This is a genomic window from Anoxybacillus amylolyticus (assembly GCF_001634285.1).
Lineage (GTDB): Bacteria > Bacillota > Bacilli > Bacillales > Anoxybacillaceae > Anoxybacteroides > Anoxybacteroides amylolyticum.
In genome coordinates this window covers 2393558-2420433 of record NZ_CP015438.1, presented here as the reverse complement: position 1 = coordinate 2420433, position 26876 = coordinate 2393558, and the positions used below count along the sequence as shown (strand labels likewise).

Sequence of the window (26876 nt, the reverse complement as noted above, 5' to 3'; positions counted from 1 at the left end):
TCCTATGATTGCGATGGGGTGGCACGGACGACCGATTGGAACTTTCCTTTATGCGATCCGTCACAAAACGGCATCTTTTGCGACATGCCGCAACGACAGAGCGAAAACGTTTCTTTCGTTTCGAATTTGTTGCCTTCCGCGTCGATTAATTCCACTTCTCCTGTTACGCGAAATGAGCCGTTGTCATTTACTTTAATTTGTACTTTAGCCATGTAGGGTTCCTCCTTTATTTGTGCTCTCATTTTTGGTAGTATAGTTAGCGTATGTAAAAATTTAATGACAAAAAGGGCGGTCATTATGAATATTACATTTACGGATCGAGCAATGCAACAACTCGAACAGATTTTGTCGAATACAAAAAAGCGATTAAAATTAAAATATGATACGGAAGGCTGCGGTTGCGCCGTCAGCGGCGTGCCGACATTATGGCTCGTCGATCAAGCAGAGGAAGATGATATAGCGATTGAAACGAATTATGTTCCAGTGCTTTTGGAAAAATCACGTCTTGTTTTTTACGATGATAAAATGGTGATTGACGCTGTGGAAGGAGCAGGGTGTTTTCTGTTGAAAAGCTCGAATCAAATCTTAAATCCGCGCATGTCGCTTGTGGAAGTGAGTGAACAGCATGAATGATAAATTAAAGCAAATTGCCAATATCGCGAAACAAAAAACATGGGTATCATTTATGCATGAAAACGACCCATATAGTTTATTGCATTGGTCGATTGCCGGTATTTATCAAGAACCGAAAGATGTTTGGCTACTGCAAGATGAAATGACGTTTACGACAACGGAATTTGCGACGCTTGATGAGGCGATTCAGTGGATAAAAGAGCATCTGCCGAACGTTACCGAGATTTTATAAGGAGGCAACCGCCTCCTTGTCATTGCGGGGAATTTTGCCGTTTGGTTGGATGGGTCGCTTTTTCTAATTCTTCTTTAGCAATTGTTGGGTTGACCGTATCTGCGGACGGCTTTCCTTTTTGCGCACGGTTCGTCATAGAACGATTCTCCTTTCGTTAAAATCATGTCCTTTTTTATCTTGGAAAAAGAATCGTATTTTTATGCGGAGGGATTGTAGTGAAAAATCAATCAGAAGAAAAAATCACGGTAAAAGATTACCTTGACACCGATTTATACGCGAAGCTGCGCGCGAAAAAGAGCGCGTTAGAAGCGGAAGAAAAAAGAAAAAAAGCGGAAGAAGAAGCGCGCAAACGAGACGAACAGCGGCAGCGCGAGAAAAATAAAACGTTTGAAGAACTGCTCAATGAGAGCAATTTAGATTGGCGAAAATTTAAGGAATAAGCCCTGAGTGTTCAGGGCTTTTTTAGCGATGCGTATTATAAATAGACGCTTTCGTATGTTGTTTTAGCCATTCGTATTCTTCTTTCGTCAATGCGGGAGCGAAAGCAGCGGCAATATTGCCCGTCAGCTGCTCGACGCTGCTAGCGCCGGGAATGACAGCAGCGACGACCGGATCATATAGGCAAAATTGCAGAGCGGTCGCGGTAAACGAGCGGTGAGCTGCTGTTTTTGCTTTTAACGCCGGCAAAAGTGCTTGCAATTCTTCGTATGTATAATCAAGATAGCCGCTTGTTTTCACCGCCTCGCTTGCTGCTTCGAGCGGTCGCTCTGTGAGCAACCCTTTCGCCACTGGTCCGCGGGCGATGACGCTAATATGATGCTCTTTTAGAAGCGGGAAAAGTTCTTCCGGACGGCGGTCGAGCAAACTATATTGCATCATGACACTAACGATATTCGACCGTTTTACATATTCGCGAATGACATTTGGGCGAATCGAGGAAATGCCGTAGTAGCGAATAACCCCTTCTTGTTTTAGCTCTTCAAACGCTTCGATCGTTTCATCGATCGGATCGTCGATAGTTCCGCCGTGCAATTGGTACAAATCGATGTAGTCCGTTTGTAAGCGACGCAAACTTTCTTTTACCGCTCGTTTTATATACGCTTTGGACGGGTCCCAATACCAGCCGTCTTTCCCCTCTTCCCAACGGTTTCCGACTTTCGTTGCTAGCACAACTTGATCGCGTTTTCCTTTGATCGCTTTGCCGACAAACTGCTCGTTTAAGCCGCGGTCGTACAAGTCTGCGGTGTCTAAATAGTTAATGCCACGCTCAAGCGCTTCATGAATGAGGCGAATGGCCTTTTTCTCCTCTGTACCGAGCGACATGCAGCCAAGCCCGACTTCGCTTACATATAAATCCGATGAACCGATGCGCCGTTTGTTCATCCTTTCTCCTCCAATCACTAATTTTCTCCATTTTATACGAAAATGTAGTACAATGAAAACGAAAATGATTCGACGGGAGCGAAAACGAATGGACCATTTAATCGAAAAAACGATTCGTCAAGAGAAAATTTTTAGCGGCAAAGTTATTCAAGTATATGTCGAGGACGTGCAATTGCCAAACGGAAACACGAGCAAGCGGGAAATCGTCAAACATCCGGGAGCGGTGGCGATTCTCCCGCTGACAAACGAAGGAAAATTAGTGCTTGTTCGGCAATACCGGAAAGCGTTAGAGCGTGTATTAATCGAAATTCCAGCGGGAAAATTAGAAAAAGGGGAAGAACCGCTTGCAACGGCTCGACGTGAACTAGAAGAAGAAACGGGCTATTCCGCTCAATCGATGCGCCACTTGATTTCTTTTTACACGTCCCCAGGGTTTGCCGATGAACTTGTTCATCTATATGTCGCCGAAGGGCTTGTGAAACTAGAAGAAGCAGCGGGGCTTGATGCCGATGAATTTGTCGATTTATTGGAAGTGACGTTAGAGGAGGCGTTGGCTATGCTTGAAGCGAAAGAAATTTACGATGCGAAGACCGCCTATGCTTTACAATATTTGCAGCTTGCGCGGGCATTAAAAAAATGAACGACTATTACGTCGATTTGCACATTCACATCGGGCGAACGGCTTCTGGCAAGCCAGTAAAGGTAACAGGCGCAAAAACGTTAACGCTAGCGAATATTTTACATGAGGCAGAACGTGTGAAAGGACTGCATATCGTCGGGATTGTCGATAGCCACGTTCCGGAAGTGCTTGATGAATTGGAACGGGAAATGGAAGCAAACGGCTGGAGTGAACAGAAAGAAGGAGGCGTGCAGGCAGGAAACGTCACGCTTTTATTAGGGAGTGAGATCGAAATTTACGATAACCATTGCCACGGTCCCATTCATGTGCTTGTTTTTTTGCCGACGATCGCTGCGATGCGCTTATTTTCCGAGTGGCTAGAAAAGCGCATCAAAAACATCTCGCTCAGCTCCCAGCGCATGTACGGAACAGGGCGCAAACTGCAAGAAATCGTCAAACAATTAGAAGGGTTGTTTATTCCTGCGCATGCTTTTACCCCGTTTAAAAGTCTATATGGCAGAGGAGTGAAGCAAAGCTTAACGGAAGTGTTCGAACCGGATTGGATGGACGCGGTGGAGCTGGGGTTAAGCGCTGATTCCGAGATGGCCGATCAAATTGCCGAATTGCACCGCTATCCGTACCTTTCTAACTCCGACGCCCATTCGCTAAGAAAAATGGCGCGCGAATATCAAATTGTACGCATGCATCACCCGATGTTTGCTGAGTTGAAAAAGGCGTTACGAAAAGAGGATGGGAGAGCGATTGTGGCAAACTATGGATTAAACCCGAAGCTTGGCAAATACTATCAAACGGCGTGTGAACGATGCTTTGCCCCGATGAACGGAAGCAATGAACGCTGCCCGTCGTGCGGACATGACCGGTGTGTAAAAGGGGTGTTTGACCGGCTGCATGAATTGAAAACGGACGGTGTACCGCCAAAGCGTCCGCCTTACATTTATCAAGTGCCGCTCGAATTTATCCCCGGGCTTGGAGAGAAAACGTATAACATGTTGCTTCAACATTTTGGCACGGAAATGTATGTGCTTCATCAAGCGACAAAAGAACAGTTGGCGGATGTCGTCGGCGAAAAATTGGCGGAACGGATTGTGCTTGCTAGAAGCGGTCAGCTTGCGATTACAGCAGGCGGTGGCGGCAAATACGGAAAAATCGCTCTTACATAAGGGCGATTTTTTCTTTTCTTTCGTCATAGACGTTCGCTTTTTTCATACAATCTAGTAAGAGCGAAAGTAGGAGGAAGAGAAGATGAGGAAGCAGCCGTTGAAATCCGCCGTTCTCATGCATGTTCGGGAACATGCTTCGGTGTATTTATTTACCATTGTCTTGTTTCTAATGGGCGTTATTTTCGGGGCAATCGTTGTGAATAGTTTAAATTTAAACCAAAAACAAGATTTATATTATTATTTAACGCAATTTTTTGGACAAGTAGCGAAGGGGCAGTTGGCTAGTGAGTACGACATGTTTCAACAAAGCTACTTTCACAATTTGCAATATATCGGCTTTATGTGGGTGCTCGGGATTTCGATTATCGGCTTGCCGCTGATTTTAGTGCTTTTGTTTTTAAAAGGGGTCGTCGTCGGATTTACGGTTGGGTTTCTTGTCAATCAAATGGGTTGGCAAGGGTTTTTATTATCGTTCGTTTCGGTGATGCCGCAAAATGTGATCGTCATTCCAGCGGTTATTATCATGGGGACGATCGCGATTTCTTTTTCGTTAAAAATGGTTCGTAATCAATTTATGAAGCGGATGCATGAACCGATTTTTCCGATGATTATGCGCTATGCGTTTGTCATGGTGGCGATTAGCGCAGTGTTGCTTCTTTCCGCGTCAATGGAAGCGTACGTCTCGCCGATTGTGATGAAGCAAGTCATCGAATTCATAAACAAAAGATAATTTTTATTATTTAATAATATTTTTATTTATTTAATGATAATAATTTTACTTTGATACTTCCCCCGTTCTTTTGTATAATGATAAATGAACGACGAGGGAGGGAAAAGAAATGGAAGATCGAATCGAGCGAATCAAAAAATTATTGCATACCGCCGGATACAAATTGACACCGCAGCGCGAGGCGACTGTGCGAGTTCTGTTAGAACATGAAGAAGACCACTTAAGTGCAGAAGATGTCTACCTCCTCGTTAAAGAAAAATCTCCCGAAATCGGATTAGCGACGGTATATCGGACGTTAGAGCTATTAACCGAGTTGAAAATCGTCGATAAGATCAACTTTGGCGACGGCGTATCACGGTATGATCTTCGCCAAGAAGGCGCGGCTCATTTTCATCATCATTTAGTATGTATCGAATGCGGCTCAGTAGCGGAGATTCAAGAAGATTTATTAGAGGAAGTAGAAGCAATTGTCGAACGAGATTGGAAATTTAAAATTAAAGACCATCGGTTAACGTTTCATGGCATTTGTTATCGGTGCCAACAAAAAGATGAGCAAGAATAATAAAAACCTTTTCCATCGGGAAAGGTTTTTTCATGTATAAAAAGAAAAAACGAAGGCATATCCTTAATAATAAGTGCTATTTTAGGAGGGTATGCCGTGAAAACGTTGTGGCAAGTGATTAAAACATTTGTTTTATTTACGGGATGTACAATTTTGTTTTATTATAGTCTTATATGGTTCTATCGAGAGTACGAAAGCTATCATCGCTATGATGAGCCACAAGGGTCGGCGGTGAAAGTATCGACAACCGAAACGACATCAACCGATTGGCTGAAACGATTTATACTTTTTTATCGCGATGGGGAGTAGAGAACATTGAACGATGAAATGAAAGATTTCCTCCATTACTTAACGGTCGAGCGAAATTTGGCGAAAAATACGATCGTGTCGTATGAACGCGATTTGCGAAAATATGCACATTATTTAATCAACGTCGAACAAGTGCAATCATGGAATGATGTATCCCGCCTTCATATTTTGCAATTTTTAAAGTTTTTAAAAGAGGGCGGGAACTCGGCGAAAACGATTGCGCGCCATATCGCGTCCATTCGTTCGTTTCACCAGTTTTTATTGCGGGAAAAAGTGACGGACAAAGATCCGACCGTTCATATCGAAACGCCGCAGCTTGAGCGGAGCTTGCCAAAAGTATTATCGACAGCGGAAGTCGAGGCGCTGTTAGATGCACCGAAAGCAAACACGCCGTTTGGCATTCGTGACAAAGCGATGCTTGAATTGTTGTATGCGACCGGCATGCGCGTCAGTGAAATGATTAATTTAAACCTTTCTGACGTCCATTTGACGATGGGGTTTGTCCGTTGTTACGGAAAAGGGAATAAAGAGCGGATTATTCCAGTCGGGCGGATTGCGCTTTCAGCGTTAAAGATATACATCGAAGAAGCGCGACCGAAACTGCTTCATCCGAAAAAACGGGCGACGGATGCTTTATTTTTAAATCATCACGGCGAACGATTAACGCGGCAAGGGTTTTGGAAAATTTTAAAAAAGCTTGCGAAAGAAGCGAACATCGAAAAAGAACTAACCCCACATACGTTTCGCCATTCGTTCGCCACCCATTTACTTGAAAACGGTGCCGACTTGCGTGCTGTGCAAGAGTTGTTAGGACATGCCGATATTTCTACGACACAAATTTATACGCACGTCACGAAAACGCGCTTAAAAGACGTGTACCAGCAATACCACCCGCGGGCGTAGCGGGTGTTTTTTTTAGGCGCAAATTGTTCACATTTATTTTATTGCACATCAATATGAAAACGTTTTATAATGTAGTTGTCAGACTTCTGACCATTGGTGGAACTGTCTGTTTTTCAAAAGGAAGGGCATGCTACAAATAAAAGGGTTCATCACCACAATATGTACTTGATAAGTGATACGCTTTCTTGAACAAGAATGTGCAAAAATCATTGATTTGCTGATTCTTCCTCACAAGCGTCAGTAGAGCGTGTTATAAAAAATCAAGCACAACTTTTGGCGAAGAACCAATAAAAGGGACAAAATGGTAGACTATTTATAGCTGTACGCGAAAAAACGATGGTTTGCAAGGAGGAAAAAAAGTGTCTACATACAAATACAAACGCGTCTTTTTAATTGTCATGGACTCGGTCGGCATCGGCGAAGCACCGGATGCGGAAAAATATAACGATAAAGGGGCTGATACGCTCGGGCATATCGCCGAACATCGCGGTGGCTTGAACATGCCGAACATGGCGAAGCTTGGCTTAAGCAATATTCGTGAAATCAAAGGAGTGCCGAAAGCGGACAAACCGCTTGCCTACTATACAAAAATGCAAGAAGCATCGGCTGGGAAAGACACGATGACTGGCCATTGGGAGTTAATGGGACTGCGCATCGACACCCCGTTTCAAGTATTTCCTGACGGCTTCCCTCGAGAATTAATTGCCGAATTAGAAAAGCGAACAGGGCGGAAAGTCATTGGCAATAAACCAGCAAGCGGAACGGCAATCATTGACGAGCTTGGTCCAGAGCATATGGAAACAGGGGCATTAATCGTCTATACATCGGCAGATTCTGTATTGCAAATTGCCGCGCATGAAGAGGTCATTCCACTTGACGAGCTATACAACATTTGTAAAATCGCCCGTGAGTTGACGCTTGATGAAAAATATATGGTCGGCCGCGTCATCGCCCGTCCGTTCATCGGCACGCCAGGAAATTTCCAACGTACGGCAAATCGCCACGATTATGCGCTAAAGCCGTTTGGCCGCACCGTGATGAACGAACTACAAGATGCGGGCTATGAAGTGATTGCGATCGGGAAAATTTCCGACATTTACGATAATGAAGGCGTGACAAAATCGCTCCGCACGAAATCGAATATGGATGGCATGGATAAATTGATTGACACGCTGCATATGAATTTTACGGGGCTTAGCTTTGTCAACCTTGTTGATTTTGATGCCCTATACGGCCACCGCCGCGACCCGAAAGGATATGGCGATGCGCTTGAAGCGTTTGACGAACGCCTAGCGGAAGTGTTGTCGCTTTTAAAAGAAGACGATGTACTAATCATTACCGCAGACCATGGAAATGACCCTGTCCATCATGGCACTGACCATACGCGCGAATACGTGCCGCTTCTTGTCTACAGCCCGAGCATGAATGGCGGAAAAGAATTGACGCTTCGCCAAACGTTTGCCGATGTCGGTGCGACGATTGCGGAAAACTTTCACGTCAACATGCCAAAATACGGAACAAGTTTTTTAGCGGAATTGAAGTGAGGGGGAACATGCATGAATCGAGCAGCGATTGAACAAGCCGCACAATTTTTAACCGAAAAATTTTCAACACCGCCGCAAATCGGACTCATTCTCGGCTCTGGCCTTGGCGTGTTGGCTGATGAAATCGAGAGTGCCGTGAAAATTCCGTATAGCGAGATCCCGCAATTTCCGGTTTCCACGGTGGAAGGCCATGCGGGGCAATTAGTGTACGGCCAATTGGAAGGTGCGACCGTGCTCGCGATGCAAGGCCGCTTCCATTATTATGAAGGATACAGCTTAGACAAAGTGACGTTCCCGATTCGCGTGATGAAGGCGCTTGGTGTGGAGAAATTAATTGTCACAAATGCAGCCGGCGGTGTAAACGAAACGTTCCAGCCGGGCGATTTAATGATTATTTCCGACCATATTAATAACATGGGAACAAATCCGCTTATCGGACCAAATGATTCGGCGCTCGGCGTTCGTTTCCCAGATATGACCGAAGCGTATAGCAAGCGGTTGCGGAAGCTTGCGAAAGACGTTGCTTCCCGCTTAGGAATTCGCGTGCGAGAAGGAGTGTACGTCGCAAATACCGGTCCGTCCTATGAAACACCAGCAGAAATTCGCATGATTCGCGCCATTGGTGGCGATGCGGTCGGCATGTCGACCGTACCAGAAGTCATCGTTGCTCGCCATGCACACATGGAAGTATTAGGAATTTCTTGCATTTCCAACATGGCAGCAGGCATTCTCGACCAGCCGCTAACGCACGATGAAGTGATCGAAACGACGGAAAAAGTAAAGGCGGACTTTTTACAGTTTGTGAAAGCAATTGTGCGTGAAATGGCAGAAAACAAATGAGGTGAAAAGCGATGAGAATGGTCGATTTAATTGAAAAAAAGCGCGACGGCTACGCGTTGACGAAAGAAGAAATTCAGTTTATTATTCAAGGCTACACAAATGGGGAAATTCCCGACTACCAAATGAGCGCGTTTGCGATGGCAGTATTTTTCCAAGGTATGACCGATGAAGAAACAGCTGAACTCACGATGGCGATCGTTCACTCTGGAGAAACGATCGACCTTTCAAAAATTAACGGAATTAAAGTGGATAAACACTCAACAGGCGGCGTGGGTGATACGACGACGCTTGTACTTGGTCCGCTCGTCGCTTCCGTTGGTGTGCCCGTGGCGAAAATGTCTGGGCGCGGTCTTGGGCATACAGGTGGAACGATTGACAAGCTTGAGTCCGTTCCTGGTTTCCACGTCGAAATTAGTAACGAGGAATTCATTGAGTTAGTCAACAAAAATAAAATTGCTGTTGTCGGCCAGTCTGGCAACTTAACGCCGGCGGATAAAAAATTGTATGCCTTGCGCGATGTGACAGCAACGGTTAATAGCATTCCATTAATCGCTTCATCGATTATGAGCAAAAAAATTGCCGCTGGGGCAGACGCGATCGTTTTAGATGTCAAAACAGGTGCTGGCGCATTTATGAAAGAACTAGACGATGCGAAAGCGCTCGCGAAAGCGATGGTCGAAATCGGCAACCGCGTCGGCCGACAAACGATGGCGATTATTTCTGATATGAGCCAGCCGCTCGGCTATGCGATTGGTAATGCGCTCGAAGTGAAAGAAGCGATCGATACGTTAAAAGGAGAAGGACCGAAAGATTTGCAAGAACTTTGCCTTGTGCTTGGCAGCCATATGGTCTATTTAGCGAAAAAAGCGTCCTCTTTAGAAGAAGCGCGCCATATGCTAGAACGTGCAATCGAAGATGGTTCAGCGCTTGAGGCGTTCAAACGGTTTTTAGCCGCACAAGGCGGGGATGCGTCCGTTGTTGATGACCAAAGCAAATTGCCGCAAGCAAAATATGTCATCGAATTAGAGGCGAAAGAAGACGGCTATGTAGCCGAAATTGTTGCCGATGAAATTGGTACAGCAGCGATGTTACTAGGGGCGGGACGAGCGACGAAAGAATCGACGATTGATTTAGCGGTCGGCTTAGTATTGCGCAAAAAAGTGGGCGATGCGGTGAAACAAGGCGAATCGCTTGTAACGATTTACAGCAACCGAGAACAAATCGACGACGTCAAACAAAAGCTGTATGAAAATATTCGTCTTTCTTCCGAACGAGTGCAAGCGCCAACGCTTATTTACGATAAAATTTCGTAATAAAGATTTTTCATATGTGTATAAAAAGGTGTCCCAATACGTTTGGGATGCCTTCTTTTTTTGTATAAAAAATAACAAAATGGAAAAAATGGAATGTATAAAGAATGGAGGGTTGGGTATGTGGAAAGTAATGACGAGTTTTTTGCTGTTAATTGCTTGGACGGTTCCAATGTCCAATGTTTACGCACAGGAGAAAGACTCTAGCATTGAGCTTGTAACTCAAGCCCGGTCAGCGATTTTGCTCGAGCGTGATACAGGCATGGTGTTATATGCAAAAAACGCACATGAAAAACTGCCGCCAGCGAGTATGACGAAAATTATGACGATGCTACTGATTATGGAGGCGATTCATGAAGGAAAGCTAAAATGGAATGAAAAAGTGCGTACAAGCGAATATGCGGCATCGATGGGCGGTTCGCAAATCTTTTTAGAGCCGGGGGAAGAAATGACCGTCGATGAGATGATGCGAGGGATTGCCATCGGTTCGGCAAATGACGCCTCTGTCGCCATGGCGGAGCGAATCGCTGGATCGGAAGAAGCGTTTGTCAAAATGATGAACAAAAAAGCGAAGCAACTCGGTTTAAAAGATACCGTCTTTAAAAATGCGACCGGTCTTCCTGCCGAAGGGCATTACAGTAGCGCTTACGACATGGCAATGATGGCAAAAGAGTTATTAAAATATGACGACATTACAAAATATACCGGAAAATATGAAGACTATTTACGGGAAAATACGGACGAAAAATTTTGGCTTGTTAACACAAACCGACTCGTGAAATTTTACCCAGGGGTCGATGGTGTGAAAACAGGATTTACGGCAGAAGCAAAATATTGTTTAACGGCGACGGCGAAAAAGAACGGCATGCGCGTCATTGGTGTCATCTTTGGAGCACCAACGCCAAAAGACCGAAACGCACAAATGACAAAGCTACTAGATTATGCTTTTAGCCAATACGAAACCCATCCGGTGTATAAGAAAAATACGGTCATTGCCACGGTCAAAGTAAGCAAAGGAAAAACGAAAGCAATAGAAGCCGTTACCGATGAGCCGATTTCGGTATTAACGAAAAAAGGCGTATCTGTGAAAGAAATGAAAAAGGTCGTGAAACTAAACGAAAACATACAGGCACCTGTTCGAAAAGGAGATGTGCTTGGAACACTCATTCTAAAACAAAATGGGAAAGAGATATTGCGCCGCCCGCTTGTAGCGAAACAGTCAGTCGCCGAAGCGAGCTGGTGGGATTTGTTTAAACGGACGTTACAAGCATTGACAAAATCTGCGTAAAAATGTCCATTTTTGTAGTTTTTGTTCTATTTTCCGCGAATGCCGACTACTTTTGTCAGTCAGCAGGACTTTCCCTTCTTGTGCACGAAATAGTTTTCTATCATGCGATAAGGGGGAAAGTGCAGTGAGTCTGACGATGGACTTTGAAGTAAAGCAAAATGTATTGCTTGTTCGTCTTTCCGGAGAGCTTGACCATCACACAGCGGAAGCGCTCCGCGAGAAAGTGACGGACTTGATGGAAACAAAACCAATTCGCCATATCGTGCTTAATTTAAGCCAATTAACCTTTATGGATAGCTCCGGTCTTGGCGTTATTTTAGGCCGGTATAAACAAATTAAAAATGTCGGTGGGGAAATGATCGTTTGCGCCATTTCTCCGGCAATTAAACGGCTGTTCGATATGTCCGGATTATTTAAAATCATCCGGCTTGAGTCGGATGAACAATATGCATTACAAACGTTGGGGGTGGCGTAAATGAGAAACGAAATGCACCTCCAGTTTTCCGCACTAAGCCAAAACGAATCGTTTGCACGGGTAACGGTGGCAGCGTTTGTCGCACAGCTCGACCCGACGATGGATGAACTGACAGAAATTAAAACGGTCGTCTCCGAAGCGGTCACAAACGCCATCATTCATGGCTATAATAACGACCCGAATGGCATTGTCTACATTTCAGTCGTCATCGAGGATGGCGTTGTGCAAATGACGATTAAAGATGAAGGAATTGGCATTGCGAATGTGGAAGAAGCGCGGCAGCCGTTGTTTACGACAAAGCCTGAATTAGAACGGTCTGGAATGGGCTTTACGATTATGGAAAATTTCATGGATGAAGTAACGATTCATTCGGAAATGAATAAAGGCACAACTGTACAATTAACGAAGTACATTACAAAGAGTAAAGCGCTATGCAATTAAGGGAGACATGCCTATGGATGTCGATGTCAAGCAAGAGCAGACGCCGATGAAAGACCACGAACTGAAAGAACTCATCCGGCGCAGCCAAGAAGGCGACGAAGAGGCACGTGATGAAATTATTCAAAAAAACATGCGCCTTGTTTGGTCGGTCGTGCAACGCTTTCTCAATCGCGGTTATGAGCCGGACGACTTGTTTCAAATCGGGTGCATCGGCTTACTAAAATCAGTCGATAAATTTGATTTATCGTATGATGTAAAGTTTTCGACGTATGCGGTACCGATGATTATTGGAGAAATTCAACGATTTATTCGCGATGATGGCACCGTGAAAGTGAGCCGTTCGTTAAAAGAAACAGGCAATAAAATTCGCAAAGCGAAAGACGAGCTATCCAAGCAATACGGTCGAGCGCCAACGGTAACAGAAATCGCCGATTACTTGCAAATTTCACCAGAAGACGTCGTGCTGGCACAAGAAGCCGCTCGTTCTCCAGCGTCCATTCATGAAACGGTGTATGAAAATGATGGGGACCCGATTACACTTCTTGACCAAATTGCGAATCAAGAAGAGCTATGGTTCGATAAGCTCGTGTTAAAAAAAGCGATTGAAGAGCTAGAGGAACGGGAACGACTCATCGTGTATTTGCGCTATTATAAAGACCAAACGCAATCAGAAGTGGCATCTAGATTAGGCATCTCTCAAGTGCAAGTATCACGGTTGGAAAAAAAGATTTTACAACAAATAAAACAAAGAATGGGTGAATAGTACCCATTCTTTTCTTTTTTTATTTAATTGATGGTAATTATCCGTTAGCCGTATCATTCCTTTTTTGTCCAAACATACTAAGTGAGAAAAAATAAATAAAGGTGTGAGACGATTGGAAACAGTTTTCATGAAATTACGTCATCGCGTCCAAGTAAAGCCGCACGAACTTGTCGTTGTTGGGGATGTTGCACAAATGATCGCAACGGACGATCAATTACTAAAAAAAATAAAGCAGCTTCCCATTTATCAAATTCAACCGCACGATAAAAATATCGTCATTATCGATGTTATGAAAGTGATCGACACGATTGTTCGCACCGAGAAAACAGTAGACGTCCAAACGATCGGGCCAGCGCAAACGATTGTTGAAGTAGTTTATGAAAAAAAGCGCGTGCCGTTTCTTTCCTTTTTGCTCGTTTGGCTATTGCTGTTTATCGGTTCGGCGCTAGCGATTATGAATTTTCATGAAGACGTCAGCATGAAAGAAATGCATCAACATTTATATACGATGATTACTGGTGAAAAAACGCAAAAACCATTACTGTTTCAAATTCCGTATTCGCTTGGATTAGGGATAGGCATGATTTTATTTTTTAACCATCTGTTCCGCAAACGGCTCAACGAAGAGCCAAGCCCTCTTGAAGTCGAGATGTTCAACTACCAGCAGTCGCTCGATCAGTACGTAATATTGCACGAAAATAAAGAAAGTATGAAGCGAATTGACGACAATTGAAATTGCGTTCGTTGTCATCGTCAGTTTTGCCGGAGGGCTTGCGACTGGAACAGGGTTCGTTGCTTTTTTAGTCGTTCTCGGGGTTATTCCACGATTGACGCAACTTACGAAAACGATGAAATCGATTCACGCCTATGAATGGAGTGCGGTAGCTGGTGCAGTCATCGGCGGTTGGATGAGCCTCCGCTCTTCCGTATTAGGGGCATCGAAATATTGGCTTATTCCGCTTGGGTTATTTAGTGGTGTGTTTATTGGAATGTTAGCAGCGGCATTGACAGAAGTGCTAAATGTTTGGCCAATTTTAGCGAAACGAATGAGGATGGCGGACAAATTGATTTTATTGCTCATGGCTATCGTTTTTGGCAAAGTGTTCGGATCATTATTTTACTGGATTTATGTTGTGGAGGGGAAGTAGCGATGCGATTGCACGACAATTATCGACAAGCAGTAAAAAAATTTCAGCCGAAACCACCGTATGTAGCCAATAGCCTAAAGGCGTTTTTTGTCGGCGGGGGGCTTTCGGTTTTAGCGGAAGTGTTACGTGCACAATTTCGCGTGAATATACCGTCGTTAGCAGCGGAACAGGCGGTGTTGCTTCTATTTATTGGCGCTGCGGTCGTGCTTACTGCCATTGGCGTGTATGACGATTTTAGCCAGTTTGCTGGGGCTGGTTCCACGGTGTTAATTACAGGGTTTGCGAATTCGCTAACAAGCGCTGCATTAGAGCATCGAAGTGAAGGAGTGGTGAACGGAATTGCAGGTCATATGTTTAAAATTGGCGGGGCAGCGCTCGTATATGGAATTGTTGCTGCCTACTTGTTGGGGCTGGTGTACTTCATGAGGTAAGGAGGGGATAGGGTGAAGATCGTTGGGAAGCAGACGTGGGTGTTTGATGACGTGTATATTCAAGCGACAGGCACAGCGGTTGGTCCTTTTGAGGCAGACGGACCGCTTGGTAAGTGTTTTGACGTCGTCTACCGTGATTTATACTGTGGGGAAAAAACGTGGGAACGTGCCGAGCGACGGTTAATGCAAGAAGCGATTGCTGCCTGTTTACAACAGGGCAACACCATGATGAATGAGGTAGATGTGCTGCTTGCTGGGGATTTATTAAATCAAAACGCCACTGCCAACTATACGGCGCGTGAGTTTCCCGTTCCGTTTCTATGCATGTTCGGGGCATGTTCAACGTCAATGGAAACGTTGGCGGTTGGGGCAGCGCTCGTTGACGGTGGATTTGCGAAGCGTGCGCTTACGGCAACAAGCAGCCATAACGCTACCGCCGAGCGACAGTTTCGTTATCCGACGGAACTTGGTGTCCAAAAGCCGAAAAGCGCAACGTTTACGGTCACGGGAGCAGGAGCAGCATTAATTGGAAAAGAAAAGGGACGTTTTCGTGTGACGGCTGCTACGATTGGAAGGGTAATCGATGCAGGGGTAACGAACCCGCTTGATATGGGCTCCGCGATGGCGCCGGCTGCCGCCCATACAATTGAACAACATTTTTACGATTTGCGCCGTTCGCCATCGGACTATGACTTAATTGTGACTGGAGACTTATCCCGAGTCGGCAGCGTCATTGTGAAAGAACTTTTAATGGAAGCAGGGTATGATGTCACGAGCAATTACAATGATTGCGGGTTACTTATATACCGTCCGGAAAAAGCAGCGTTTGCTGGCGGAAGCGGATGTGCATGTTGCGCTGTAGTGACGTACGGTCATTTGTTAAAAGAAATGGCAGCAGGCGCGATTGAACGAATGTTAGTCGTGGCTACCGGGGCGTTATTAAGCCCGACGATGATTCAACAAAACGAATCCATTCCTGCGATTGCCCACGGGGTCGTCATTGAAGCGGTGAGGGGGGAGTGAAATGGAGTATTGGTTGGCGTTTTTAGTAGGTGGGTTGATTTGTGGGGTTGCTCAGTTATTTATTGATTATAAATTTTCGCAGTTGCAAGTCGTGATCGGTTTAGTGTTAGTTGGCGTCGTTTTAGGTGCACTAGGCGTATATGATTGGCTAGTTGACATCGCTGGGATGGGGGCGCTGTTGCCGATGAGCGGCTTTGGTTATTGGCTTATTAAAGGCGTTATCATGGCAACAGAGCAAAACGTAATGGCAGCAGGCGCGAACGTCTTTCGCCTTGTTGGGATAGAGATAGTAGCGATAATCATTCTTTCGTTTTTTACCGCACTTATTTGCAAACCGAAAGGATAGAACATGATGAAAAAAAGACGGGTCATTATTGTAACCGATGGAGACGAGTTTGCATGGCGAACGATTGAACATGTCGCAAAAGAAGTCGGCGGCCGCTGCATTAGCCGTTCACGCGGAAACCCGTCGGTGTTGACAGGAAAAGAACTTGTACGGCTTATTTTACAAACCCCTTACGATCCTGTATTTGTCATGTTTGATGATTGTGGTGCCATTGGCGAAGGGGCAGGGGAACAAGCGTTAAAATACGTTGCGACCCATAAGCAAATCGAGGTCATCGGCGCGATTGCCGTTGCATCAAATACCCATCAGCACGAATGGACAAAAGTAGATGTCAGCATCGACCGAGACGGCTATTTAACCGAATATGGCGTCGATAAAGAAGGCATTCGCGAATTAGACGTAGGGCGCATTAATGGCGATACGGTATATTGCCTCGAACAGTTAAACATCCCTATCATCGTTGGCATTGGTGACATTGGGAAAATGGGCTATCGCGATCATATCAAATACGGTTCCCCGATTACGAAAAAAGCGGTCGAGTTAATTTTAGAAAGGAGTGGAGTATGTGACGACGACAGAAAAAAAAGTGCCGATTTTTGAAAGCCTCGCTGATAACGAAGCGTATTTAAAAGAAAAAATCGGGATTGGGACAAGTTTTGATTTAGGAATACGAAAAGTATATATTTTGAAAAAAGAAGTGCACATTTATTATTGCAACGGGCTTTGCGATACGCAATATTTAATTGAGTTGTTAAAGCAGATTGTGCAAATTAACGACCGAGAGCGGCAAACGGCGCAGGCGAAGCAAATTCTTGAAAACCGCCTCGTCCACCAGCAAGTAAGTTCGGTCGACAATTTAAACGAAGCGATTAATAAATTGTTGTCAGGGTTGATTGTTATTTTATTAGAAGGGGAGACAAGCGGCTTTATTGTCGATGTGCGCAGCTATCCTGGACGCCAGCCTCAAGAGCCAGATACAGAAAAAGTCGTACGCGGTGCGCGTGACGGGTATGTGGAAAACATTATCGTCAACACCGCGCTAACAAGACGGCGCATTCGCGATGAGCGGTTGCGATTTGAAATTATTCAAGTCGGCGAGCGGTCGAAAACGGATGTTTGCATCGCCTATATTAAAGACGTCGCGGATCCAGGGCTTGTAGAGCTAGTGAAAAAAGAAATTCAGCAAATTAAAATTGACGGCCTTACGATGGGAGATAAAACAATCGAAGAGTTTTTAGTGAAGCAAGGGTATAACCCGTACCCGCTTGTGCGCTATACGGAACGCCCTGATGTAGCGGCGACACATTTATTAGAAGGGCATGTTATCATTATGGTCGATACGTCGCCAAGCGTGATTATTACGCCGACGACGTTTTTCCACCACGTACAGCATGCCGAAGAATATCGGCAAAATCCAGCGGTTGGGACGTTTGTCCGTTGGGTGCGGTTTTTAGGAATATTGTCGTCGCTCTTTTTGTTGCCACTTTGGGTTTTGTTTGTATTAGAACCGTCATTGCTCCCAGAGAAGCTGTCGTACATTGGACCGAATAAACATACGAATATTCCGGTCATTGTGCAAATTTTTATCGCCGATTTCGGGATTGAGTTTTTGCGGATGGCTGCAATCCATACGCCGACGCCGCTGTCGACGGCGATGGGGTTGATTGCTGCCGTCTTAATCGGACAAATTGCCATTGATGTCGGTTTATTTGTGCCAGAAGTGATTTTGTACGTGTCGGTAGCGGCGATTGGCTCGTTTGCGACGCCAAGCTATGAGTTAAGCATTGCCAATAAAATTGCGCGACTCGTGCTAGCGCTTGCCGTTGCGGTGTTTAAAGTGCCGGGGCTTGTCATTGGTACGACCGTTTACCTCATTTGGCTCGTGCGAATTCGTTCGCTCAATACGCCGTACTTATGGCCGTTTATCCCGTTTGATCCAGCAGCGTTTTTGCAAATTTTAGTGCGCCGATCGGTGGCAGGGACAACGGTTCGTCCAAGCATTGTCCACCCGCAAAACCAACAAAAACAACCGACCTAATGGAAAAGATTTATATTGCAACTTCCTTAAAATTGTGATACGTTATACGTAATCTTTTTCTCGCAGAAAAGGCAGTTAATATTTGTTCGTTAACTGTCTTTTTTGCTTTCGGTTCGCATAAAAATGAATGGTTTTGAATATTTAATGTGTCGGAATGAGGGGTTAGCATGTTTTTCCACGGAACGAGTCGTGTGAATGAAAAGGGACATTTAGAAATTGGTGGCGTCGACGTCGTCACGCTCGCAGAACAGTATGGGACGCCGTTGTATATTTATGATGTGGCGCTCATTCGCGCTCGCGCTCGTGCGTTTAAAGAAACGTTTGAAAAGCACGGAGTGAAAGCGCAAGTCGCATATGCGAGCAAAGCGTTTTCGACAATTGCAATCGTCCAACTTATCGAAGAAGAAGGATTGTCGCTTGATGTCGTGTCAGGCGGGGAGTTGTATACGGCGTTAAAAGCTGGGTTTCCGCCAGAGCGCATTCATTTTCATGGGAACAACAAAAGCCGCTCCGAATTGGAAATGGCGCTTGATTGCGGTGTCGGCTGCATCGTAGTTGATAATTTTTATGAGTTGCAGCTATTAGAAGAGCTGAGCCGCCAACGGGAAACGGTGACGGACATTTTGCTTCGGGTGACGCCAGGGATTGAGGCGCATACGCACGATTATATTTTAACAGGGCAAGAAGATTCGAAGTTTGGTTTTGATTTAAATAACGGCCAAGCGGATGAAGCGCTGCAACAGGCGATGCAATCAACCTCGCTTCATGTGTTAGGCATTCATTGCCATATTGGGTCGCAAATTTTTGAAACGACAGGATTTGTATTGGCAGCTCAAAAAATTTTCCAAAAAATCGCTGATTGGCGTGAGGAGTATGGATTTGTGCCGCAAATCGTCAACCTCGGCGGCGGCTTTGGGATTCGCTATACGAACGAAGACGATCCACTTCCAGCGGCGCAATATGTCGAGCAAATCATTGCTGAAGTAAAGACACAAGTGGAAAAGTTCTCTCTTCCAATGCCGGAAATTTGGATTGAGCCGGGGCGCTCACTCGTTGGCGATGCGGGTACGACGATTTATTCGATCGGTTCGCGGAAAGAAGTGCCGAACGTGCGCCATTATGTGGCGGTCGATGGAGGCATGAGCGATAACATTCGCCCGGCGCTGTACGAGGCGAAATATGAAGCGGTGCTTGCTAACCGGGTGCTTGATGCAAACGAAGAAGTCGTTTCAATTGCTGGGAAATGCTGCGAGTCAGGAGATATGCTCATTTGGGACTTACCGCTTCCGAAAGCAGAAGCAGGCGACTATTTAGCCGTCTTTTGTACCGGTGCGTACGGCTATTCGATGGCGAACAACTATAACCGACTGCCGCGTCCAGCGGTTGTCTTTGTCGAAAACGGCGAAGCGCAACTTGTCGTCAAACGCGAAACGTACGAAGATTTAGTGCGGCTTGATGTGCCGTTGAAAATAAAAGTAAAAAAAGGCTGAGTGCTCAGCCTTTTTTTACGCACACTTTTTTCCCGTCGAATGCGATGCCGATTTCAAGGATAGAGGGAATGCCTAATGACAATAGTTCTTTTTTGTATTGTTTGTCGCGGATTTGTTGAACAGCTGCTCGCGCTGCTTCCTCCAGTGTTTCTTTTTTTCGTTTGTTCACAGATTTAAATTCGATAACGATTCCGTATTTCCCCCGTTGTTTTGGAATGAGCATGATATCGTATCGTCCGTAGCCGCTTTCACGATTGGACTTAATCGTATATTCATTTTCGAGAGAAACGAGCATTCCTAATACGAGTGCATGATAAAATTTTTCGCTTTCTTGTCCCACGTCAAAGTAGCTGATCGTTTGCTCGATGAGGTCGCTTAAAGCATCTTCGAATGATTCGATATCTCCATTTGTTAAACTTTTCAGCAAAAGCGAGAATGTATCTGCTGTTCGTACTTGAAACCATGATAAAATGATTTGCTTAAACAAAGTGAGTACTTCTGTATTTGGAATCTGCAAGTCGACATGTAACGATTCTTCTATTTCTTGATGAGCAGCGCGTAAATAGCCGGTAAAAAGTAAGAAGCTCCATATATTTGCTTCGGTTTGTTCTACTTCGGGCATGACAATCGTTTCATCAATTGGCTGGATGACCGTTTCCCCTTTGATGAGCTGTTCGAGTTCTTTTTTGATGTTTTTATTTGCTTTTGCGAACAATGTTCGAAGTAGCCCATTTTCCGCCGTATTCACCCAATATGCGCGGAATCCGGCGCCCGGATCTTTTACGAAATGCAAAATAGACCAAGGATTATATATTACATGTGTTCCAAAAGTATAACCGTTATACCACGTACGAATGTCGCCCATTTTTTTTTCTAATCCGTAATACGAGAGCAGTTGCTCGACCTCTGTTTCGACAAACCCAAAATATTGGCTATATTTCGATTTTAAAATGCTGTATGTCTCTAAATTGTTCAGCCCAGAAAAAACGCTTTCTTTGGCAATGCGAAGAACACCAGTTAAAATCGCTTTTTCTAAATAGACGTTATCTTTTAGCCCAGCGCTGAAAAAATTGCGCATAAAATAAATCATTTCATCGTAATAGCCGTATATATACGCTTCTTGAAGAGGAACATCGTACTCATCAATTAAAATAATCACTTTTTGCTGGTGGTATTTATACAAATACGAACTTAGCAAAAGCAAACTTTTTTGCAACTCCACTTCGTCCGTTTCTTTGTTAATGATTTGCTGTATATATTCCTTTTCTGATGGAAGCAATTGTGTGCCTTCTAGAAGATAGAGGTGTTGTTTGTAAATTTCGCTCATTAACAATGCAAAGCTTTTTTTGAATTGGGTAAACTGTCGATGCTTTTCGTCTTTTAAGGTAATGAAAATAACGGGATACGTCCCTTGCTTTTCCATCATATAGGTTTCTTCGAAAATATTTAGATGACGGAATAAACGACGGTTATTTTGCTCTGTTATTGAAAAAAAATATTTTAACATGCTCATATTTAACGTTTTGCCAAATCTTCTTGGGCGGGTAAATAAAATGACTTCGGCACCATCTTCGATAATTTCTTTTATCAACAAACTTTTATCGACAAAGAAAAAATTTTCATCCATGATCTTTTTAAAGTCGCTTATGCCAATCGGAATTTTTTTCACTGCACTCAACTCCAGCGAAAGATGTTGCTTTAAGTATACAAAATCTTGCTTTTGTTCACAAGAAAGGAGCCTTGCGAGAGAGGCTCCTTTCCCCTTATTTTTGCGGTTCGGATGTGAAGGCGGATTTAATCGCGTTCCAAATTTCTTTTAAAATGTCGATGATGTTTTGAATAAACGTTTTTCCTTCTTTTGATTGTAAAAAGGTAGATAGTTTTTCTTTTGCTTTGCTTAACTGGTCATTGACTTGATTCCAGTCAATATTTAAGTTTTTCATTTTATTAAATAAGGAAATTAAGCTGTTGATTTCATCGGGTGTAAGGGTAATACCTAAATCTTTCGCTACCTTTTCAATCAATGCACGCATGTCGGCGTCTGTTTGCGGCGGATTTTTCGCAATTTCTTCTTTTAATTTCGTGAAAAGAGCGACCGCTTGTTCGTTGCCGATTGATTTTCCAAGCTGTGCCGTTTTTACCATTTCTTCATTGGCTACTTTTTTCACTTCATCGGGAATGACTTTATCGGCTGAAATTTCGTATGCTTTCATCAATCCAGTGAGCGCTGCCGTACCCGATACAGGGAACGGAGCAGTAATGTAAATTTTTGCATCTTTCACGCCGGCTGTAATAAGCGCGTTTGTGTACATTTCTTTTGTTACCCATGTAATGTTATGCGTTTCGACATCTAATCCCGAACCTTTCGCTCCGATCGTAATCATCGATGACGAAATTGCTTTTGTACCAATTTGCGCTTTCGGAATTAACCCGTCAAGATATTTATGCTCTTCGGCATTGGAAACGGTAATCGTTTGCGCAGTTTGAGGCGCATTCATTTCGTTCAATACTTGCTGCTTTTGCGCTTCTGTTAAATTTTCTCCTAGCGTAATAATGACATCGCCTTCTGTTACATCCGCAACAGCAAAGGCAGGAAACATCAGCACCATCACGGCAGCTAGCCAGCCAGTAAACATTCGTTTCATCGAAACAGCCTCCTTCTCTTTCCTTATTGCCATCATTCCTATTCTACAAACAAATCAGACAAGATAGAAGCGAAAACACCTCACTTTTTTTGTGCATGAAACAATGGTATGATAGGAGGGAAAAGAAAGGGGACTGAACATATGACAAAAAAAGGATATATTTTAATGGAAAACGGTGCAAAAATAGAATTCGACTTATTTCCAAACGAAGCGCCAAAAACGGTGGCGAATTTTGCAAAATTAGCGAACGACGGATTTTATAACGGATTGACGTTCCACCGTGTCATTCCGGGGTTTGTCAGCCAAGGAGGATGCCCGCGCGGCAACGGAACAGGCGATGCAGGATATACGATTCCATGCGAAACGGACAACAACCCGCACAAACATATCGAAGGGGCAATATCGATGGCACACCGCGGTCGCAATACAGGCAGCTGCCAGTTTTTTATCGTACATGAGCCACAGCCACATTTAGATGGCGTACATACAGTGTTTGGTCAAGTGACGGCAGGAATGGATGCTGTGAAAGCGATGCGTAACGGAGATGTGATGAAAGAAGTGAAAGTGTGGGACGAAGCGGAATAAGAAAGGATGGGACGATGAAAAAAAACTGGGTATTGTTTTTCTTCCTTTTATTCTTAAGCTTTGCATGGGGTGCGATTTACTGGCTGTTTATCGCGAAATAATAGACAATTTGTTCAATTGTGCTATAATAAGTGAAAATGGAATATCATAACATATCCTTCGGGGCAGGGTGGAATTCCCGACCGGCGGTATTGAAACGAAACGTTTCTCAGCCCGCGAGCCGAACAGGCATGATCCGGTGCGATTCCGGAGCCGACAGTATAGTCTGGATGGGAGAAGGATTGCCGTTGCTCACGCTTCGTGAAAAAAATCAACGTGGCGCTGGGCTATGTTTGCTATGCAAAAAAAAGGCGATCTTTATCTACAACTGCCCTAGGACTTTTCTCCTAGGGTTTTCTTTTTATCACTAGAAAGCGCTACTAGCGAGTAGTTAGCAAGGGGAGGATTGGATGCAGCACGATGAACGATATATGCGCTTAGCGCTTGAAATCGCTAAAACGGGGATTGGACAAACGTCGCCAAATCCAGCGGTCGGTGCGGTTGTCGTAAAGAATGGGGAAATTGTTGGTTTCGGTGCTCATTTAAAAGCGGGAGAGCCGCATGCGGAAGTTCATGCGATTCGCATGGCGGGCGATAAAGCAAAAGGGGCGACTGTTTATGTAACGCTTGAGCCGTGCAGCCATTTCGGTAAAACGCCACCGTGCGCCGATTTATTAGTCGAGATAGGCGTTCAGCGGGTCGTTATTGCGACGACTGACCCGAATCCACTTGTCGCTGGAAAAGGAATTGAAAAGTTAAGACAAGCTGGCATTGATGTGACGGTTGGCGTGTTAAAAGAAGAAGCAGATGAATTGAACCGTGTCTTTTTTCATTACATCACGACGAAAACGCCGTTTGTCACGATGAAGTTTGCATCTAGTTTAGACGGAAAAATTGCGACGAAAACGGGCGAAAGCAAATGGATTACGTCGGAAGAAGCGCGACAAGATGTGCATCACTACCGTGTGTGCCACGATGCGATTCTCGTCGGAGTCGATACGGTCATTGCCGATAATCCGAGCTTAACGGTACGTCTTCCCGAAGGAGGAAAAAATCCGATTCGTATCATTTTAGATACGCATTTACGCACGCCGCTTGATGCAAAAGTTATTCAAGACGGTGAAGCGGAAACGTGGATTGTTGTCGGAAGCGAAGTATCGAGCGAACGAATCGCGCGATATACTCGTCCGAACGTTCGCATCCTTTCGATGCCTACACCGACGATTGAAATTCGTGAATTATTGAACATGCTAGCTGCGCATAAAATAACGTCTATCTTTGTTGAAGGCGGGGCGAAAGTGCATGACAGCTTTATTCGAGCCGGCGCAGTACAAGAAATCATCGCCTACTTTGCCCCAAAAATCATTGGAGGAAGAGAGGCGAAAACGCCGGTTGGAGGCATTGGATTTGCGCACATGACTGATGTGCTCGAATTGACGATTAAACGCGTCGAAACGATTGGTCAAGATATAAAAATTATTGCGGCGCCAAAGAGGTGAAAAAGATGTTTACAGGCATTATCGAAGAAGTCGGGACGATTGAGCAAATGAAACAAGCGGGCGAAGCGATTGTTTTTACCATTGGCGCGAAAAAAATTTTAGCAGATGTCAAGCTAGGCGATAGCATTGCCGTCAACGGGGTATGCTTAACAGTCACATCGTTTACTCCCCGCACGTTTACGGTTGATGTTATGCCGGAAACAGTAAGAGCAACATCGCTTCGCACACTAGCGCGTGGTGCGAAAGTGAATTTAGAGCGGGCGATGGCGGCCAACGGACGATTCGGTGGGCATTTCGTGTCTGGTCATGTTGATGGCGTCGGGGAAATTATTCGCAAAGAACCGGTCGCAAACGCTGTCTATTATGAAATTAAAGTGCCAAAACCGCTCAGGAAATATATGATTGTAAAAGGCTCTGTCGCCATTGATGGGACAAGTCTGACGATTTTTGGGCTTACCGATGATACGTTAACGATTTCGCTTATTCCGCATACGCGCGCGGAAACGATTTTAGGCGACAAACAAGTGGGGGATATTGTCAACATCGAATGTGATGTCATTGGGAAATATGTTGAGCAATTTCTTGGGCAAAAAGAAGAAAAAACGTCTTCGGCAATTACGCTTGAATTTTTAGAAACGCACGGCTATAAGTAAGGAACAGTTACAATCCTTGCGCAAGTTCGTGATGGAGGGGATTTTATGTTTCATACAATTGAAGAAGCAATTTATGAGTTAATGCAAGGAAACGTCGTTATCGTTTGCGACGATGAAGACCGGGAAAACGAAGGGGATTTTGTCGCACTTGCTGAAAAAGCAACGCCAGAAGTCATTAATTTTATGATTAAGTACGGGCGTGGGCTTGTGTGCGTGCCGATTACAGAAGAATTAGCGGACAAGCTCGATTTAGCACCGATGGTCAATCATAACACCGACCCGCACGGAACGGCGTTTACGGTTAGCATCGATCATAAATCCACGACAACCGGAATTAGCGCCCATGAGCGGTCGCTAACGATTCAAGAACTGTTGAACCCGAATGCGAAAGCGAGCGATTTTAAACGACCTGGCCATGTATTTCCGCTTGTAGCGAAAAAAGGTGGGGTATTGCGCCGCGCAGGGCATACGGAAGCAGCAGTGGACTTGGCGCGGTTATGTGGGGCAAAGCCAGCGGGTGTTATTTGTGAAATTATTAAAGAAGACGGGACGATGGCGCGCGTGCCCGACTTGCGAAAAATCGCGGACGAATTTGGCTTAAAAATGATTACGATTAAAGATTTAATTCAATACCGAAATCGAAAAGAAAAACTCGTCAAACGTGAAGTCGAAATTACGTTGCCGACGGAGTTTGGGGAATTTAAAGCAATTGGCTATACGAATTCCGTCGACGGAAAGGAGCATGTCGCGCTCGTCAAAGGTGAAGTTATTCCCGATGAGCCGATTCTCGTTCGCGTTCATTCGGAGTGCTTAACAGGGGATGTGTTCGGTTCGTATCGTTGCGATTGCGGTCCACAGCTTCATGCGGCGTTGCGGCAAATTGAAGAAGAAGGTCGCGGCATTTTGCTTTACATGCGCCAGGAAGGTCGCGGCATTGGCTTATTGAACAAATTGCGGGCGTATAAATTGCAAGAACAAGGCTACGATACAGTCGAAGCGAATGAAAAGCTTGGCTTTCCGGCCGATTTGCGCGACTATGGGATTGGCGCGCAAATTTTAAAAGATTTAGGCGTGACGAAAATGCGCCTCTTGACGAACAATCCGCGCAAAATTGCTGGCTTAAAAGGATATGATTTAGAAGTCGTTGAGCGCGTTCCGCTGCAAATGCCAGCGAAAAAAGAAAACGAACAATATTTAAAAACGAAATACGAAAAATTAGGGCATATGCTACATTTTTAATGACGTAGGAGGAAGAACTATGAGAGTAATGGAAGGAAATTTAGTTGGTACTGGATTAAAAGTAGGAATCGTTGTTTCGCGATTTAATGAATTTATTACAAGCAAGCTGTTATCGGGAGCATTAGACGGATTGAAACGCCACGGTGTAGAAGAAAACGATGTGATGGTCGCATGGGTGCCAGGGGCGTTTGAAATCCCGCTTGTCGCCAAAAAAATGGCGGAATCGAAACAATACGATGCGGTCATTGCGCTCGGTACGGTCATTCGCGGCGCAACGAGCCATTATGATTATGTGTGCAATGAAGTGGCAAAAGGCGTTGCCCATGCGTCGCTATCTACGGGAACGCCGGTCATTTTCGGGGTGCTAACGACCGACACGATCGAGCAGGCGATTGAGCGTGCTGGAACAAAAGCAGGAAACAAAGGTTGGGAGGCAGCCGTTGGCGCCATCGAAATGGCCAATCTTCTTCGTTCTTTCACATAAATAGTTCACAAGGAGCAAAATACCGTTTATAATACGTAATGAG

At 44.7% G+C, this 26876-nt stretch carries 33 protein-coding genes and 1 riboswitch; of the genes, 29 read left to right on the top strand and 4 right to left on the bottom strand.

Features of this window, described 5'->3' with window-relative positions:
• Positions 1 to 2 precede the first annotated feature (2 nt).
• A complete protein-coding gene (locus GFC30_RS12355) occupies positions 3 to 212 on the bottom strand; it encodes a CDGSH iron-sulfur domain-containing protein (RefSeq protein WP_066326022.1) in 210 nt (69 codons plus the stop codon).
• A gap of 85 nt (positions 213 to 297) precedes the next feature.
• Between GFC30_RS12355 and GFC30_RS12350 the strand changes: the two genes are divergently transcribed.
• The 3 genes from GFC30_RS12350 to GFC30_RS12340 all read left to right on the top strand — a co-directional run bounded on the left by GFC30_RS12350 (position 298) and on the right by GFC30_RS12340 (position 1305).
• Positions 298 to 633, top strand: coding sequence for an iron-sulfur cluster biosynthesis family protein (locus GFC30_RS12350; RefSeq protein WP_066326021.1), 336 nt, complete (start codon positions 298 to 300; stop codon positions 631 to 633).
• Positions 626 to 865 (top strand): DUF2552 family protein, encoded by a 240-nt coding sequence (locus GFC30_RS12345; protein ID WP_066326019.1) that lies wholly within the window; start codon positions 626 to 628, stop codon positions 863 to 865. Before GFC30_RS12350 ends, GFC30_RS12345 begins: the two co-directional genes overlap by 8 nt.
• A 215-nt stretch (positions 866 to 1080) precedes the next feature.
• On the top strand, positions 1081 to 1305 hold the full coding sequence (locus GFC30_RS12340) for a YqkE family protein (RefSeq protein ID WP_238583509.1): 225 nt from the start codon (positions 1081 to 1083) through the stop codon (positions 1303 to 1305).
• Between the two features lie 22 nt (positions 1306 to 1327).
• Here the strand turns inward: GFC30_RS12340 and GFC30_RS12335 are convergent, their stop codons facing one another.
• The gene (locus GFC30_RS12335) at positions 1328 to 2248 is read right to left on the bottom strand and encodes an aldo/keto reductase (RefSeq protein ID WP_066326015.1); all 921 of its coding nucleotides are present in this window, start codon (positions 2246 to 2248) and stop codon (positions 1328 to 1330) included.
• 88 nt (positions 2249 to 2336) lie between these two features.
• On the opposite strand from GFC30_RS12335, the gene GFC30_RS12330 reads away from it, so the two are divergent.
• From GFC30_RS12330 to lysA, 21 genes are all read left to right on the top strand, one after another.
• The gene (locus tag GFC30_RS12330) at positions 2337 to 2888 is read left to right on the top strand and encodes an NUDIX hydrolase (RefSeq protein WP_066327379.1); all 552 of its coding nucleotides are present in this window, start codon (positions 2337 to 2339) and stop codon (positions 2886 to 2888) included.
• On the top strand, positions 2885 to 4048 hold the full coding sequence (locus tag GFC30_RS12325; RefSeq protein ID WP_066326014.1) for an endonuclease Q family protein: 1164 nt from the start codon (positions 2885 to 2887) through the stop codon (positions 4046 to 4048). Before GFC30_RS12330 ends, GFC30_RS12325 begins: the two co-directional genes overlap by 4 nt.
• A gap of 82 nt (positions 4049 to 4130) precedes the next feature.
• The gene (gene spoIIM / locus GFC30_RS12320; RefSeq protein WP_066326013.1) at positions 4131 to 4778 is read left to right on the top strand and encodes a stage II sporulation protein M; all 648 of its coding nucleotides are present in this window, start codon (positions 4131 to 4133) and stop codon (positions 4776 to 4778) included.
• A gap of 109 nt (positions 4779 to 4887) precedes the next feature.
• Positions 4888 to 5340 carry a ferric iron uptake transcriptional regulator gene (gene fur / locus GFC30_RS12315; RefSeq protein ID WP_066326012.1) on the top strand — a complete coding sequence of 151 codons (453 nt, stop codon included), beginning with the start codon at positions 4888 to 4890 and terminating at the stop codon, positions 5338 to 5340.
• 96 nt (positions 5341 to 5436) lie between these two features.
• Positions 5437 to 5649 (top strand): YqzK family protein, encoded by a 213-nt coding sequence (locus GFC30_RS12310; RefSeq protein ID WP_066326010.1) that lies wholly within the window; start codon positions 5437 to 5439, stop codon positions 5647 to 5649.
• 6 nt (positions 5650 to 5655) lie between these two features.
• Complete coding sequence (gene xerD, locus GFC30_RS12305; protein WP_066326008.1) at positions 5656 to 6552, top strand: site-specific tyrosine recombinase XerD; 897 nt, start codon at positions 5656 to 5658, stop codon at positions 6550 to 6552.
• A 398-nt stretch (positions 6553 to 6950) separates the two neighbouring features.
• Positions 6951 to 8096 (top strand): phosphopentomutase, encoded by a 1146-nt coding sequence (gene deoB, locus GFC30_RS12300; RefSeq protein ID WP_066327377.1) that lies wholly within the window; start codon positions 6951 to 6953, stop codon positions 8094 to 8096.
• A gap of 12 nt (positions 8097 to 8108) precedes the next feature.
• Entirely contained in the window at positions 8109 to 8936 is an 828-nt protein-coding gene (locus GFC30_RS12295; RefSeq protein ID WP_066326005.1) for a purine-nucleoside phosphorylase, read from the top strand.
• 11 nt (positions 8937 to 8947) lie between these two features.
• Positions 8948 to 10249 (top strand): pyrimidine-nucleoside phosphorylase, encoded by a 1302-nt coding sequence (locus GFC30_RS12290; protein WP_066326003.1) that lies wholly within the window; start codon positions 8948 to 8950, stop codon positions 10247 to 10249.
• Positions 10250 to 10367: 118 nt separating this feature from the next.
• Entirely contained in the window at positions 10368 to 11534 is a 1167-nt protein-coding gene (locus tag GFC30_RS12285) for a D-alanyl-D-alanine carboxypeptidase family protein (protein ID WP_066326001.1), read from the top strand.
• A gap of 136 nt (positions 11535 to 11670) precedes the next feature.
• Positions 11671 to 12009, top strand: coding sequence for an anti-sigma F factor antagonist (gene spoIIAA, locus GFC30_RS12280; protein WP_409978521.1), 339 nt, complete (start codon positions 11671 to 11673; stop codon positions 12007 to 12009).
• Entirely contained in the window at positions 12010 to 12450 is a 441-nt protein-coding gene (spoIIAB, locus tag GFC30_RS12275) for an anti-sigma F factor (RefSeq protein ID WP_066325999.1), read from the top strand. It begins immediately after the preceding gene.
• Positions 12451 to 12463: 13 nt separating this feature from the next.
• Positions 12464 to 13213: an RNA polymerase sporulation sigma factor SigF gene (gene sigF / locus GFC30_RS12270; protein ID WP_066325998.1), complete on the top strand. Its 750-nt coding sequence runs from the start codon at positions 12464 to 12466 to the stop codon at positions 13211 to 13213.
• Between the two features lie 127 nt (positions 13214 to 13340).
• The gene (locus GFC30_RS12265; protein WP_066327374.1) at positions 13341 to 13946 is read left to right on the top strand and encodes a stage V sporulation protein AA; all 606 of its coding nucleotides are present in this window, start codon (positions 13341 to 13343) and stop codon (positions 13944 to 13946) included.
• Positions 13933 to 14361, top strand: a complete 429-nt coding sequence (locus GFC30_RS12260) for a stage V sporulation protein AB (RefSeq protein ID WP_066325996.1) — start codon at positions 13933 to 13935, stop codon at positions 14359 to 14361. The genes GFC30_RS12265 and GFC30_RS12260 overlap by 14 nt, the downstream gene beginning before the upstream one ends.
• Before the next feature lie 2 nt (positions 14362 to 14363).
• The gene (locus GFC30_RS12255) at positions 14364 to 14792 is read left to right on the top strand and encodes a SpoVA/SpoVAEb family sporulation membrane protein (RefSeq protein ID WP_066325995.1); all 429 of its coding nucleotides are present in this window, start codon (positions 14364 to 14366) and stop codon (positions 14790 to 14792) included.
• Positions 14793 to 14804: 12 nt separating this feature from the next.
• On the top strand, positions 14805 to 15815 hold the full coding sequence (gene spoVAD, locus GFC30_RS12250; RefSeq protein ID WP_066325993.1) for a stage V sporulation protein AD: 1011 nt from the start codon (positions 14805 to 14807) through the stop codon (positions 15813 to 15815).
• Position 15816: 1 nt separating this feature from the next.
• Positions 15817 to 16161, top strand: a complete 345-nt coding sequence (locus GFC30_RS12245; RefSeq protein WP_066325991.1) for a SpoVA/SpoVAEb family sporulation membrane protein — start codon at positions 15817 to 15819, stop codon at positions 16159 to 16161.
• A 6-nt stretch (positions 16162 to 16167) separates the two neighbouring features.
• Positions 16168 to 16761 carry a stage V sporulation protein SpoVABEA gene (locus GFC30_RS12240; protein WP_066325989.1) on the top strand — a complete coding sequence of 198 codons (594 nt, stop codon included), beginning with the start codon at positions 16168 to 16170 and terminating at the stop codon, positions 16759 to 16761.
• Positions 16727 to 18199 carry a spore germination protein gene (locus GFC30_RS12235; protein WP_066325986.1) on the top strand — a complete coding sequence of 491 codons (1473 nt, stop codon included), beginning with the start codon at positions 16727 to 16729 and terminating at the stop codon, positions 18197 to 18199. Before GFC30_RS12240 ends, GFC30_RS12235 begins: the two co-directional genes overlap by 35 nt.
• Positions 18200 to 18366: 167 nt before the next feature.
• Entirely contained in the window at positions 18367 to 19689 is a 1323-nt protein-coding gene (gene lysA / locus GFC30_RS12230; protein WP_066325984.1) for a diaminopimelate decarboxylase, read from the top strand.
• 4 nt (positions 19690 to 19693) lie between these two features.
• On the opposite strand, the gene GFC30_RS12225 is transcribed toward lysA, so the two are convergent.
• Positions 19694 to 21358, bottom strand: a complete 1665-nt coding sequence (locus GFC30_RS12225) for an AAA family ATPase (RefSeq protein WP_066325982.1) — start codon at positions 21356 to 21358, stop codon at positions 19694 to 19696.
• Between the two features lie 94 nt (positions 21359 to 21452).
• Complete coding sequence (locus tag GFC30_RS12220; protein ID WP_066325980.1) at positions 21453 to 22334, bottom strand: DUF1002 domain-containing protein; 882 nt, start codon at positions 22332 to 22334, stop codon at positions 21453 to 21455.
• A gap of 141 nt (positions 22335 to 22475) precedes the next feature.
• On the opposite strand from GFC30_RS12220, the gene GFC30_RS12215 reads away from it, so the two are divergent.
• From GFC30_RS12215 to ribH, 5 genes are all read left to right on the top strand, one after another.
• Entirely contained in the window at positions 22476 to 22919 is a 444-nt protein-coding gene (locus tag GFC30_RS12215) for a peptidylprolyl isomerase (RefSeq protein ID WP_066325979.1), read from the top strand.
• Between the two features lie 151 nt (positions 22920 to 23070).
• Positions 23071 to 23204: riboswitch (FMN riboswitch) on the top strand.
• A gap of 164 nt (positions 23205 to 23368) precedes the next feature.
• The gene (gene ribD, locus GFC30_RS12210) at positions 23369 to 24457 is read left to right on the top strand and encodes a bifunctional diaminohydroxyphosphoribosylaminopyrimidine deaminase/5-amino-6-(5-phosphoribosylamino)uracil reductase RibD (protein ID WP_066325978.1); all 1089 of its coding nucleotides are present in this window, start codon (positions 23369 to 23371) and stop codon (positions 24455 to 24457) included.
• A gap of 5 nt (positions 24458 to 24462) precedes the next feature.
• Positions 24463 to 25110 carry a riboflavin synthase gene (gene ribE / locus GFC30_RS12205; RefSeq protein WP_066325977.1) on the top strand — a complete coding sequence of 216 codons (648 nt, stop codon included), beginning with the start codon at positions 24463 to 24465 and terminating at the stop codon, positions 25108 to 25110.
• Positions 25111 to 25155: 45 nt separating this feature from the next.
• Positions 25156 to 26349 (top strand): bifunctional 3,4-dihydroxy-2-butanone-4-phosphate synthase/GTP cyclohydrolase II, encoded by a 1194-nt coding sequence (locus GFC30_RS12200; protein ID WP_066325975.1) that lies wholly within the window; start codon positions 25156 to 25158, stop codon positions 26347 to 26349.
• Positions 26350 to 26368: 19 nt separating this feature from the next.
• Entirely contained in the window at positions 26369 to 26833 is a 465-nt protein-coding gene (gene ribH / locus GFC30_RS12195) for a 6,7-dimethyl-8-ribityllumazine synthase (protein ID WP_066325973.1), read from the top strand.
• The last annotated feature ends 43 nt before the right edge of the window (positions 26834 to 26876 follow it).

Coding starts and splice junctions, on each gene's coding strand:
- GFC30_RS12355 (WP_066326022.1), bottom strand. CDS start 212: ATGGCTAAAGTACAAATTAAAGTAAATGACAACGGCTCATTTCGCGTA.
- GFC30_RS12350 (WP_066326021.1), top strand. CDS start 298: ATGAATATTACATTTACGGATCGAGCAATGCAACAACTCGAACAGATT.
- GFC30_RS12345 (WP_066326019.1), top strand. CDS start 626: ATGAATGATAAATTAAAGCAAATTGCCAATATCGCGAAACAAAAAACA.
- GFC30_RS12335 (WP_066326015.1), bottom strand. CDS start 2,248: ATGAACAAACGGCGCATCGGTTCATCGGATTTATATGTAAGCGAAGTC.
- GFC30_RS12330 (WP_066327379.1), top strand. CDS start 2,337: ATGGACCATTTAATCGAAAAAACGATTCGTCAAGAGAAAATTTTTAGC.
- GFC30_RS12325 (WP_066326014.1), top strand. CDS start 2,885: ATGAACGACTATTACGTCGATTTGCACATTCACATCGGGCGAACGGCT.
- spoIIM (WP_066326013.1), top strand. CDS start 4,131: ATGAGGAAGCAGCCGTTGAAATCCGCCGTTCTCATGCATGTTCGGGAA.
- fur (WP_066326012.1), top strand. CDS start 4,888: ATGGAAGATCGAATCGAGCGAATCAAAAAATTATTGCATACCGCCGGA.
- deoB (WP_066327377.1), top strand. CDS start 6,951: ATGGACTCGGTCGGCATCGGCGAAGCACCGGATGCGGAAAAATATAAC.
- GFC30_RS12295 (WP_066326005.1), top strand. CDS start 8,109: ATGAATCGAGCAGCGATTGAACAAGCCGCACAATTTTTAACCGAAAAA.
- GFC30_RS12290 (WP_066326003.1), top strand. CDS start 8,948: ATGAGAATGGTCGATTTAATTGAAAAAAAGCGCGACGGCTACGCGTTG.
- GFC30_RS12285 (WP_066326001.1), top strand. CDS start 10,368: ATGTGGAAAGTAATGACGAGTTTTTTGCTGTTAATTGCTTGGACGGTT.
- spoIIAA (WP_409978521.1), top strand. CDS start 11,671: ATGGACTTTGAAGTAAAGCAAAATGTATTGCTTGTTCGTCTTTCCGGA.
- spoIIAB (WP_066325999.1), top strand. CDS start 12,010: ATGAGAAACGAAATGCACCTCCAGTTTTCCGCACTAAGCCAAAACGAA.
- sigF (WP_066325998.1), top strand. CDS start 12,464: ATGGATGTCGATGTCAAGCAAGAGCAGACGCCGATGAAAGACCACGAA.
- GFC30_RS12265 (WP_066327374.1), top strand. CDS start 13,341: ATGAAATTACGTCATCGCGTCCAAGTAAAGCCGCACGAACTTGTCGTT.
- GFC30_RS12255 (WP_066325995.1), top strand. CDS start 14,364: ATGCGATTGCACGACAATTATCGACAAGCAGTAAAAAAATTTCAGCCG.
- GFC30_RS12245 (WP_066325991.1), top strand. CDS start 15,817: ATGGAGTATTGGTTGGCGTTTTTAGTAGGTGGGTTGATTTGTGGGGTT.
- GFC30_RS12240 (WP_066325989.1), top strand. CDS start 16,168: ATGAAAAAAAGACGGGTCATTATTGTAACCGATGGAGACGAGTTTGCA.
- lysA (WP_066325984.1), top strand. CDS start 18,367: ATGTTTTTCCACGGAACGAGTCGTGTGAATGAAAAGGGACATTTAGAA.
- GFC30_RS12220 (WP_066325980.1), bottom strand. CDS start 22,334: ATGAAACGAATGTTTACTGGCTGGCTAGCTGCCGTGATGGTGCTGATG.
- GFC30_RS12215 (WP_066325979.1), top strand. CDS start 22,476: ATGACAAAAAAAGGATATATTTTAATGGAAAACGGTGCAAAAATAGAA.
- ribD (WP_066325978.1), top strand. CDS start 23,369: ATGCAGCACGATGAACGATATATGCGCTTAGCGCTTGAAATCGCTAAA.
- ribE (WP_066325977.1), top strand. CDS start 24,463: ATGTTTACAGGCATTATCGAAGAAGTCGGGACGATTGAGCAAATGAAA.
- GFC30_RS12200 (WP_066325975.1), top strand. CDS start 25,156: ATGTTTCATACAATTGAAGAAGCAATTTATGAGTTAATGCAAGGAAAC.
- ribH (WP_066325973.1), top strand. CDS start 26,369: ATGAGAGTAATGGAAGGAAATTTAGTTGGTACTGGATTAAAAGTAGGA.